We start from the raw sequence: 9365 nt of genomic DNA on the forward strand, positions 1-9365 counted from the left end.
AATAGGATATTCTTCCGTAGCATCCAGCCGAATGACGGACTCTCGGCCGATTTCACGTCGGAACGTACTGAAAGGGGGTACTGCCGCCCTCACCCTCGCCCTCGGCGGGAGTCGACTCGGCCGAGTGCGTGCGGACCACGAACATCCGCTGTTGACCACGGAATTCGACAGCCGTGACCGTTACGGCGAGAGCGGGGACGTGCTCGACGATTTCGAGGACGTAGACGAATGGGAGGCCGATAGCGGAACGCTCGAAGCGAGTACGGACGTAGTCTACAGCGGTTCGCAGTCGGCGAAACTATCGCTCGCGCCGGATAGCGATGACCGAGCGGTCGAAATCGTCCGCGAGTTCGACGATCTCGACCTCTCCGAGCGGGATCTCTCGATCGCGATTCGCCTCGTTCGGCCGGGGGTCGAGCAGCTGACGGCCGTCGTCGAGGACGACGACGGCGACTACGTCGTGATGGACCGCCGGACCATCTCACCGACGTATGGGTGGTTCCGGAGCGATCTCGGCGTCAGCGGCGAGTCGGGCGACCCCGATCTCGAAGAGGTCTCGGAGATCCGCCTCCGCTTTTCCCGGGACGTGGACCGCCCCATCACGGTGCATCTGGACGAACTCCGGACCACGGAACGAACCGACGGCGGCCGTGTCGTCCTCACGTTCGACGACGGCGGTATCACGCAGTACACGCGTGCGCTTCCGGTGCTAGAGTCCTACGACTTTCCGGCGCTCACTGCGGTCAACCCTGGGCGGGCCGACGACGATGACTACCTCGGCGAGGACGAGATGCGAGAGATGCGCGAGGCGGACTGGGAGATCGGCAGCCACACGGTCGACCACGACCGGCTCACGGACCTTTCGGACGAGGAAGCCAGAGAGCAGGTGCGAGACGCCAAGGAGTGGCTGCTCGACCGGGGCTTCGAGGTGGGTTCGTCGATGTTCGTCTACCCGTGGAGTTCGAACTCGCCACGTATCCGCGATATCGTCAGCGAGTACCACTATCTGGCCTTCACCGACGGGAGCATTCCTCACGGCGCGCAGTTGACCGGCCCGCTCACGACCGGGCGGATATTCGGGGAGAACCTAGAGCGTCTCGAATCCGTGCTGGACCTCGCCGAGAAGTACGGCCAGACGGCGGTATTGAGCTACCACGAAATTGGCGAGGACACGGGCTGGGTCTCGCAGGCGGATTTCGAGGCGACGATGGCCGGCATCGACCGCCGTGACCTCGACGTGATTCCCGCCTCGGAGATGCTGACCGACCTGCTCGACCCGCCGGTCGAGGAGATACGGCCGAAGTCAATCAGAGACGCTGTCGCCCGCGACGACGGCATCGAACTGGCGGACGCCCAGCGAGCGATTCGGTGGAACCGCGAGGACGCCTACGTCCCGCGGACCAACGGGAAGCGCATGGACGACGAGACGTTGACCGCAATACTCGACGAGTGGGAAGGTGAGGCCTAAAACAGCCGTTCGAGCAGCCCGCGCTCTCGGTGTTTCTCGGCCAGTAGGACCGAACACTCCACGTCGTCGACCACGTTGAGGACCACCGACCCGGAGACGAGGCGGCGCAGGAGCCCCTCTTCGGTCGCCCCGAGTATCAACAGCGAGGCGTCCGCGGCCGCGTTCTCGATGACCGTCTCGACGTCACCAGTCTCGATTATCGCCTGATGAGTATCTCGCGACTGAATAAATCATCTCGTTCGATACTCGCTCACGACGCTTAACGCTCACGCCTAATCGCCGCTCTCCGGATAGAAATACACTTGACTGGGCCGACTGAACGGGCCGGATATGTACGACGCGGAGGGTCGCCGGTGTACGTCGTAATCGTCGGCGCTGGCGAGGTGGGGGCGTCTATTGCCGAGAGCCTCGCCGGTAGTCACGACGTTGCCGTCGTCGATATCGACGACGATCGAGTGGAAGAGCTCGTCTACGACGTGGACATCCTCGGCGTCGAGGGTGACGGTGCGGACCTCGATACGCTTTCCGAGGCCGGCGTCGAGAAGGCGGACATCGTCATCGCCAGCACGGACGACGACGAGACGAACATCGTTACCTGCGGGACGGCGATGACAATAACCGACGCGTTCACCATCTCTCGGGTCAAGAGCGCGAAGTTCCTGCGAACGTGGGAGCAGTCGGCGGGCGCGTTCGGCGTCGACCACATGGTGGCGACGAACCTCCTGACGGCCGAGACTATCGCGCGAGTCGTCGGCCTACCCGCTGCACAGGACGTCGAGACGTTCGCCGACGGTATCGTTCAGATGGCCGAGTTCGAGATTCCCGAATCCAGCCCCGTCGCAAATCAGACGGTCCAAGAGGCAGACCGCTACGAATCGCTCACCTTCGCCGCCGTGTTGCGCGATGACGACGTGGTCATCCCTCGTGGAGAGACAGTGCTGGAACCGGGCGACGAGGTGGTCGTCATCGGGAGCACGGAGAGCATCCACACGTTCGCACACGCCATCTCGCCGGACGTGGACGGGGCACGAAACGTCCTCGTCGTCGGCGGGAGCGACGTGGGGTATCACACCGCGCGGCTCTTACAGGACCGCGGTCTAAAGCCCCGTCTCATCGAACGGAATCACGAACGCGCCCGCAAACTCGCCGAGGACCTCCGTGGGACGACGGTCTTAGAGAGCGACGCCACCGACCGGGAGTTCCTCGAACGCGAACACGTCGCGGACGTGGACATTGTCATCGCGGCGCTCGATAACGACGAGAAGAACCTCTTGGCGAGTCTCTTAGCGAAGCGCCTCGGCGCGAACCGCGCCGTCGCTGTCGTCGATTCGGGTGAGTACGTCCCCCTGTTTGAAGCCGTCGGCGTGGACGTAGCGGTCAACCCAAGAGAGGCGACCGCCGAGGAGATTACCCGCTTCACTCGCGAGCAACAGGCCGAGAACGTCGCCATCATCGAGTCCGACCGCGCAGAGGTCTTAGAGATCGAAGTGGACGATGAGAGCGTCCTCGCTGGTCGCTCTATCCGCGACGCCGTCGCCGACCTCCCCGACCGCGTCGTCATCGGCGCGATTACCCGTGGCGGCGAACTGGTCATCCCCCGCGGTGACACCGTCGTCGAACCCGGCGACCACGTCGTCGTCTTCGTCGAGTCAGAGTCAATCGACGCCGCCAGCGCCGCCCTCTAAGATGTTAGGGATGGCCTCGTTTCGGCGGACGCTCCGCGTCGATTGGCGTGCGTCGGTGTCACTGGTCGGGACGGTGATAAAGTATCTCTCGGTGGCGCTGTTAGCCCCGATGCTCGTCGCCCTGTACTACGGCGAGGACATCGGCGTCTTCGGAATATCTATTCTCGTGACCGTCTTCGTCGGGTTCGCGCTCGAGCGGCTCGATACGGATCCAGATCTCGGCGCGCGCGAGGCATTCCTGATGGTGTCGCTGACGTGGCTGTCGGTCACGGTCGTCGGGGCAGTTCCATACGTATTGGCCGGGTGGGGAACCGCGTCGACGCTCGCGGACCCGGTCAACGCACTGTTCGAGACGATGTCGGGCTTCACGACGACTGGGGCGACCGTGATGGGTGAGATCAGCTTCGAGCGCCACTCTCGCGCCCTGTTGCTGTGGCGACAGCTCACGCAGTGGCTCGGCGGCATGGGTATCGTCGTCCTGGCCGTCGCGATTCTCCCGGAACTTTCCGTCGGTGGCGCGCAGTTGATGGACGCCGAAGCGCCGGGTCCCGGCATCGAGAAACTCACGCCCCGCATCGCCGAGACCGCCAGGGCGCTCTGGTTGGCGTATATCGGGCTGACCGTCCTCGAATTCATATTGTTCTTCGGTCTCAACCAGCTCGGCTACGCGCCGAATATGGGTCTGTACAACGCCGTCGCCCATCCGCTGACGACGATGCCCACCGGCGGGTTCTCGCCCGAAGCCCGTTCGATCGAGGCGTTCTCGGCGGCGGTCCAATGGGTCATCATCCCCTTCATGGTCGCCGCCGGCACCAACTTCGCACTCATCTGGCGGGCCATCAACGGCGAACCGCTGGTCTTCTTCGAGGACAGCGAGTTCCGCTTCTATACGGGTGTCGTGGCCGCGCTCACAGCGGTCATCGCGGGGCTGCTCTTTGCCGGTCTCGGCCCCGGATTCGCGGAACTGCCGACGAACGTCCCGGCTATCGACGGCAACGTCGAACGCTCGCTCAGACACGCGGCCTTTCAGGTAACCTCCATCGTGACGACGACGGGATACGCCTCGATGGACTTCAACACGTGGAGCGACGCCACGAAGTACCTCCTGCTGTTCGGGATGTTCGTCGGCGGGTCGGCCGGCTCGACCGGCGGCGCGATAAAGATTGTCCGCTGTCTAGTCATCGTCAAGTCGCTCCGGCGGGAGCTGTTCACGACGATCCATCCCGAAGCCGTCTCCCCGGTCCGCCTCGGCGGTCGGACGATCGACGAACGAGCTATTCGCGGTATCTACGCCTTCACGCTGCTGTATCTGGTTATCTTCTTCGTGAGCGTGGGCGTCGTCTTCATCGACACCGCCCGCGTCGGCTACGACCTCACAGCCCTCGAAGCAATGTCGGCCGTCGCCGCCACCCTGGGCAACGTCGGCCCCGGATTCGGCGTCGTCGGACCGATGAACGGCTACACCGACTTCCCGTGGACGAGCAGAGCGTACATGATCTTGCTGATGTGGGCCGGCCGGCTGGAGATTCTACCCGTGTTCGTCCTGCTGACCCGGGCGTACTGGCGCTCGTGAAAGAGCGGTAACATTTAAATGGTCGTCAGTTGATACTCATTCCGTGGTAGATGTCTCGTCACTGTTCGAACTGTTAGCCGCCGATTATCGCCGGCAGATACTCATCGTCCTGTGTGACAGCGAGTCGGTGGACGTGCCGGCGGGGCTCTTGCTGCGCTCGGCGAGCGCGGGGGGCACGCCGAGTGAAGCGCCCGGCTGGCCCGCTACGACCGGTGAGAAGGGTGCCTTACCGCTGGAGCTGGTCCACGTCCACCTGCCGAAACTGGCGGAGGCGGACCTCGTGGAGTGGGACCAGTCGGCGGGCGTCGTCTCCCGCGGCCCGGCCTTCGACGAGGTGGAACCGTTCGTCCGCGTCCTCGTCCGCAACGCCGAGACGCTGCCGGGCGACTTGCTCTGAACTGGCTCGCCGATACCGTACCCGTCGTTACCCATCGAGACGAGCGTCGAAGACCGTCCACGGTTCGTCTCCGTCGGCCCGGTCATCCTCGCCGTCTTCGTCTGCGTCCAGTGAGTCGGGGATACCCCATCGTTCGATGACGGAGAAACCGCTCGCTCGCAGATGAGAACGCGTCCGCTCCGCGCCAGCGATGTCCCACGCCATCGAGACGCCGCTGTTGAGCCAATCCGGATTCTCGCCGGCCCACTCGTTCGTCCCCTCACATAGCAGGACGTGACCGCCAGGACAGAGCACGCGTGCGAACTCGTCTATGACCCGCTGGTGGGCGGCCATCGGAACGTGAATCAGCGACCAGTACGCGACGACCGCGTCGAAGACGCCGTCCGCGAACGGTAAGTCAGTCATGTCGCCCTGAGTGAGCGCTGCGTCGGGCGTGTTCCCGTCGGCTAACCGGAGCTGCTCACGCGAGAAATCGACGCCGACAGCCGACGTGTCCGCGCTGATTCTCGACAGAACGGGCGTCCCCTGTCCACATCCCGCATCGAGAATACGCCTCGGGTCTCCGAGGGAGTCGAGGAACCCGTCGAGAATCTCCGTCCCGCGCCCGTCTTCGATACGCTGTGTCGCGTACGTCGCCGCCAACTCGTCGTAAGACCGGCGAACGTCGTCTCGCTCGACCATCGCTCGGAGAATCCGAGGGCTTTGGAATCAGCTTTGGGGTCGTTTGCGAGTCGTTCTCAGTCTTCTTGCTCGCCGCCTTCCTCTCTTTCGTCACCTTCTTCGCCCTCGCCGTCCTCGCCGCCTTCTTCCGGCGTACTACAGCCGGCGAAAGCGGGGATCATCGCCGCTGAGCCTACCGCGAGGAATCGTCGTCGTTCCATACTGCGGGTTGGCTCGCTCGGATAAAAAATGGCCTTGCGTTGTTCGTCTACGGCTTGTTTCGGGTGAGGACTGGCTCAATCACTCCTCAGAGATATTTATTGAGAAAGCTAAATAGATGAGAATATTTCTGGAGATGACTCGGGGGTATCCTTGCTATCGTTGGCTGACAAGGCGACGATAGTAAAACCGCCAGAGTTGCGCGATCGATGGGAGCGCGTCGAGACCCCAGCGCTCCGGCGGGGTGATCTACTGGTTCGTCCCATCGGCTGCTTCGTCCCCGCATTCGAACGCCTCGACTAACTGCTCTGGAAACGCCTCCGGCGAGAACACCGACACTACGTCGCCCGCTTCGATGGTCGTATCGCCTTTCGGCGTGAGCTGGGTGTCACCGCGTTCGATGCTTACAACGAGCACCTCGTCCGGAAGCAGTCCGGCGCGGTTCGCTTCCTCTAGGGTCGCTCCCGTTATCGCGGCGTCCTCAGAGACGGTGAATTCCACGACTTCAGCCCCGCCGGCGACGCTCTGGAAGTCCCGAATCGCCGTCCGTGTCGTATCATCCTCCGGGCCGAACTGCTGATAGGGATAAAACGCCTCGTCTCGGACGATGGCCTCCCGGTCGATGGTCACGCCCAGATCCGACAATTGGCGCGCGATTCGGGCCGTGTCGTCGGTGTCGGTCCCGACGACGGTGACCAGCAGGTTCTGCTGGCCGGCCATCAGCTCGCTGACGCGGACCACGCCCGGAATCCGGCCGATATCGCGTGCGAGGTCCGACTGGGTATCGACGGGCGCGTTGCAAGTGAACTGCATGGTCAGTCGCCCGTCTATCGTCTCGTAGTCGATTTGGGCGTGATAGCCTCGGACGACGCCCGCTTCTTCCAGCTGCCGGATACGGTTGCGTATCGTTGCCGGCGTGACGTCGACCTCCTCAGCGATCTGCGGCGCGGCTGTTCCGCGCGCATCGACCGCGAGATGATAGAGGATACGGCGGTCGATTTCATCGATCCGATAATCCATGCCGGATATTTCTTTCGTATCGATAATAGCGCTTGTGTTCGCTCTCTCCCGAGAAATACGCCTATCCGGTTCCTAACTGCCGGAATTATTCTATAGAAAATACTCCGGGCATACAGCACTCATTCAAAAATCTAACACCGGAATATTTTTTGTATCGCAAGAGTTGTGGATGAGTATGGAAGGACACAGCGAGAAGTCCCCCATGGAACTGCTCAAGCACCACTACGACGAGACGGAACTCGTCTGTCCGGACTGCGGCTACGAGGACGAAGAAGGCAGCTGGTCGAGCGAGACAGACGGTCGGGAGATTCACTACGAACACGAGTGCCCGTCGTGCGGCGCCGTCAGAGAGCACACGCTCTCCCTGAACGGGGAGTGACTGTTTGGTTCTCGCAGACGTGTCGAAGACGGGTAGCGGCCGCGCCGTCAATCCGCCGCTTCGACTGCGTCTGGCGCGTACGCCTCTAGGAATCGGTCGAGTGCCCGACCCTATAGCGCTGGTCGACCGCCTTACGAATCGCCCCGCCGAGACCACCCTCTGAGACAGCCACCACACTCATGTCTCAACGGATACACACCTCAGACAGATGACGCGTGACACCTTCGAGACGGAACTCGACGCGCTACGGGCCGATATCTGTGCGATGGGCGCAGACGTCACCGACCGCCTCGACCGGGCCGTCACCGCCTACGAACGGCGCGACCCGGCGATGGGCCGCGCCGTCGCCGAGGCCGACGACGAGGTCAACGAGCGCTACCTCGCTCTCGAACAGGACTGCATCGACCTCATCGCGCTCCAGCAGCCAGTCGCCTCTGACCTGCGGTTTATCGCCGCCTCGTTCAAGATACTCACGGACCTCGAACGCATCGCCGACCTCGCGTCCAACCTCGGCGAGTACGTCAACGAGATGGAATCGGAAACTATCCCGAACGTGCCCATCGCCGACATCGCCGACATGGCGCTGGCCCAACTCGACGACGCGATGACTGCCTACGAGGAGCGCGACACCGAGCGCTGTCGAACGGTCGCCGCCGCCGACACCGACCTCGACCAGCGCTGTGCGGCCGCTACCGACGATCTCGTTCGATCGCTGATCAACCAGACGCCCGACGACGAACTGGAGTCGCTGATGGCCGACACCCAGCGCTTCCTCCTGACGGTTCGTGACCTCGAACGCGTCGGCGACCACGCCGTCAACATCGCCGCTCGAACCCTGTACATGACCGAGAGCAGCGACGACCTCATCTATTAGAAGTACCTTTTTCCGTCACCGGGTATCCTCGCAGCGCGGAGCGCTGCTGCGGGTACCCGGTTCGCAAAAATCTACGCTAAAAAGGCGCGAATCGCCGGCAGCGATTCGCGTGAAACCGTGCCTCCGGCGCGGTATGCTCTCCGCACCGTTTCTTTGGGCGACCGCACGTAACTCCGCTCCCGACCGAGGCTGATTTTGCATCCAAGGGAAAGGCTGATACGCTCGGCAAGGACAGTTCGGACCATGCCACGAGAATCGTATCAGGAGCTTCTCGAATCGCTCCGCGAGGACGTCCTCTACATGTCTGAAGTCGTCCTCGACCGACTGCGGCTGGGGCTTTCCGCCCTCGAACAGAAAGACGAAGAGTTGGCCTGGCAGGTCATCGACGGCGACGACGAGATCAATCAGCTGTATCTCGACTTAGAACAGGACTGCATCGACCTGTTGGCGCTCCAGCAGCCGGTTGCCTCTGACCTGCGCTTCATCGCCGCTTCGTTCAAGATTATCACCGACCTCGAACGCATCGGCGACCTCGCCACCAACCTCGGCGAGTACTCCCTGGAGGCCGAACGCGATGCCTACCCCGAGGTCGACATCCAGGAGGTCGCTGAAGTCGTCATCGAGATGGTCGAGAACGCGATGGATGCTTACGACCGTGAGGACACGGAGCTGTGTTACACCATCGCCGAGACTGACGACGAGGTCGATAGCCGCTGTGAAGCGGCCTCCGAGGAGGTCGTCCGCGACCTCATCGAGCGGGAAATCGACGCCGACTCCAGCGACGCGGAGATCGAGCAACTGATGGCCGATGTCTCCCGACTCCTGTTGACGATTCGCGACATCGAGCGCGTCGGCGACCACGCCGTCAACATTGCCGCTCGCACGCTGTACATGGTCGAGAACGACGACGACCTCATCTACTAAAAGTACCTTTTTCCGTCACCGGGTATCCTCGCAGCGCGGAGCGCTGCTGCGGGTACCCGGTTTCGCAAAAATCTACGCTAAAAAGGCCGGAAGTCGCGCCTGCGGCGCGCTTCCGGTGAAACCGCTCGCCGCTGGCGAGCGGTATGCTCTCCCGCACAGCACCGAT

At 62.8% G+C, this 9365-nt stretch carries 10 protein-coding genes and 1 pseudogene; 7 read left to right on the forward strand and 4 right to left on the reverse strand.

Features of this window, described 5'->3' with window-relative positions:
• Positions 1-31 precede the first annotated feature (31 nt).
• A complete protein-coding gene (locus E4S61_RS12915) occupies positions 32-1468 on the forward strand; it encodes a polysaccharide deacetylase family protein (RefSeq protein WP_135304341.1) in 1437 nt (478 codons plus the stop codon).
• Here the strand turns inward: E4S61_RS12915 and E4S61_RS12920 are convergent.
• Positions 1465-1665: pseudogene (locus tag E4S61_RS12920) on the reverse strand (universal stress protein); the annotation flags it as partial. The gene E4S61_RS12915 and the pseudogene E4S61_RS12920 overlap by 4 nt on opposite strands.
• A 156-nt stretch (positions 1666-1821) precedes the next feature.
• On the opposite strand from E4S61_RS12920, the gene trkA reads away from it, so the two are divergent.
• Genes trkA through E4S61_RS12935 form a run of 3 tightly spaced genes read left to right on the forward strand, consistent with a single transcriptional unit; the run spans position 1822 to position 5123 of the window.
• Complete coding sequence (gene trkA, locus E4S61_RS12925; protein ID WP_135304343.1) at positions 1822-3153, forward strand: Trk system potassium transporter TrkA; 1332 nt, start codon at positions 1822-1824, stop codon at positions 3151-3153.
• Between the two features lie 10 nt (positions 3154-3163).
• Positions 3164-4726, forward strand: coding sequence for a TrkH family potassium uptake protein (locus tag E4S61_RS12930; RefSeq protein WP_135304705.1), 1563 nt, complete (start codon positions 3164-3166; stop codon positions 4724-4726).
• A gap of 43 nt (positions 4727-4769) precedes the next feature.
• Positions 4770-5123: a DUF7344 domain-containing protein gene (locus E4S61_RS12935; RefSeq protein WP_135304344.1), complete on the forward strand. Its 354-nt coding sequence runs from the start codon at positions 4770-4772 to the stop codon at positions 5121-5123.
• Positions 5124-5150: 27 nt separating this feature from the next.
• Here the strand turns inward: E4S61_RS12935 and E4S61_RS12940 are convergent, their stop codons facing one another.
• The 3 genes from E4S61_RS12940 to E4S61_RS12945 form a co-directional block, all read right to left on the reverse strand.
• Positions 5151-5804 carry a class I SAM-dependent methyltransferase gene (locus tag E4S61_RS12940; protein ID WP_135304345.1) on the reverse strand — a complete coding sequence of 218 codons (654 nt, stop codon included), beginning with the start codon at positions 5802-5804 and terminating at the stop codon, positions 5151-5153.
• 56 nt (positions 5805-5860) lie between these two features.
• Positions 5861-6004, reverse strand: coding sequence for a hypothetical protein (locus E4S61_RS25445; protein ID WP_167768493.1), 144 nt, complete (start codon positions 6002-6004; stop codon positions 5861-5863).
• 247 nt (positions 6005-6251) lie between these two features.
• A complete protein-coding gene (locus E4S61_RS12945) occupies positions 6252-7022 on the reverse strand; it encodes an Lrp/AsnC family transcriptional regulator (RefSeq protein WP_135304346.1) in 771 nt (256 codons plus the stop codon).
• Positions 7023-7197: 175 nt separating this feature from the next.
• Here E4S61_RS12945 and E4S61_RS12950 point away from each other — a divergent pair, with 175 nt between their 5' ends.
• The 3 genes from E4S61_RS12950 to phoU (E4S61_RS12960) all read left to right on the forward strand — a co-directional run bounded on the left by E4S61_RS12950 (position 7198) and on the right by phoU (E4S61_RS12960) (position 9199).
• Positions 7198-7401, forward strand: coding sequence for an HVO_0649 family zinc finger protein (locus E4S61_RS12950; protein ID WP_135304347.1), 204 nt, complete (start codon positions 7198-7200; stop codon positions 7399-7401).
• A 208-nt stretch (positions 7402-7609) separates the two neighbouring features.
• A complete protein-coding gene (gene phoU / locus E4S61_RS12955; protein ID WP_135304348.1) occupies positions 7610-8275 on the forward strand; it encodes a phosphate signaling complex protein PhoU in 666 nt (221 codons plus the stop codon).
• A 243-nt stretch (positions 8276-8518) separates the two neighbouring features.
• Positions 8519-9199 (forward strand): phosphate signaling complex protein PhoU, encoded by a 681-nt coding sequence (gene phoU / locus E4S61_RS12960; protein WP_135304349.1) that lies wholly within the window; start codon positions 8519-8521, stop codon positions 9197-9199.
• Positions 9200-9365: the final 166 nt, after the last annotated feature.

The sequence above is a fragment of the Haloarcula amylovorans genome (genome assembly GCF_004681185.1).
In the GTDB taxonomy this organism is placed as follows: domain Archaea; phylum Halobacteriota; class Halobacteria; order Halobacteriales; family Haloarculaceae; genus Haloarcula; species Haloarcula amylovorans.

Coding starts and splice junctions, on each gene's coding strand:
- E4S61_RS12945 (WP_135304346.1), bottom strand. CDS start 7,022: ATGGATTATCGGATCGATGAAATCGACCGCCGTATCCTCTATCATCTC.
- E4S61_RS12940 (WP_135304345.1), bottom strand. CDS start 5,804: ATGGTCGAGCGAGACGACGTTCGCCGGTCTTACGACGAGTTGGCGGCG.
- E4S61_RS25445 (WP_167768493.1), bottom strand. CDS start 6,004: ATGGAACGACGACGATTCCTCGCGGTAGGCTCAGCGGCGATGATCCCC.
- E4S61_RS12915 (WP_135304341.1), top strand. CDS start 32: ATGACGGACTCTCGGCCGATTTCACGTCGGAACGTACTGAAAGGGGGT.
- E4S61_RS12950 (WP_135304347.1), top strand. CDS start 7,198: ATGGAAGGACACAGCGAGAAGTCCCCCATGGAACTGCTCAAGCACCAC.
- E4S61_RS12930 (WP_135304705.1), top strand. CDS start 3,164: ATGGCCTCGTTTCGGCGGACGCTCCGCGTCGATTGGCGTGCGTCGGTG.
- phoU (WP_135304349.1), top strand. CDS start 8,519: ATGCCACGAGAATCGTATCAGGAGCTTCTCGAATCGCTCCGCGAGGAC.
- phoU (WP_135304348.1), top strand. CDS start 7,610: ATGACGCGTGACACCTTCGAGACGGAACTCGACGCGCTACGGGCCGAT.